We start from the raw sequence: 563 nt of genomic DNA on the forward strand, positions 1-563 counted from the left end.
TTTCCAGGCAATCGCGTCCAGCTCTTCTTGCGTATGCTGGCTCAAATCGCTGCCCTTGGGAAGGTACTGTCGCAGCAGTCCATTCGTGTTCTCGTTAAGCCCGCGCTGCCAGGGGCTGTGCGGATCGGCAAAGTAGACCTTGACCCCGGTGGCCGCCGTCAACCGTTGATGCGCCGCCATTTCCCGGCCCTGATCGTAGGTCAGAGAAAGGCGCGTTTGTGCCTCAATCCGATTCAGTACATGACTGAAACCACTCAGGGCGGCTTCAGCGGTGGCATTCTCCATCCTGGACAGCACGGTGAACAAGGTCATGCGCTCTACCAGCGTACCGACGGCAGAGCGGTTACTCGCTCCCTTGATCAGGTCGCCCTCCCAGTGCCCCGGGACCAACCGCTCTTCAATTTCAGGCGGCCGATCATGAATGCTGACCATGTCGGGGATTCGACCACGCCGGTCCTCGCCGCGTGCTCGCGGTCGGCGCTTGGCATGCCCAAAACGCAGCCAGCCGATCACGTCCTTGCGCAGTTCGCCACGCGGCATGGCGTAGATCGCCGTGTAAATGG

The 563-nt window shown here is 61.1% G+C and carries 1 protein-coding gene; it reads right to left on the minus strand.

The genetic code is table 11. The features are described from left to right. Nucleotides 1-563: IS30 family transposase (locus P1S59_14690; protein MDF1527468.1), on the minus strand; the 563-nt coding region annotated here is incomplete at both ends.

This window comes from bacterium (assembly GCA_029210965.1).
Taxonomy (GTDB): Bacteria; BMS3Abin14; BMS3Abin14; order BMS3Abin14; family BMS3Abin14; genus JALHUC01.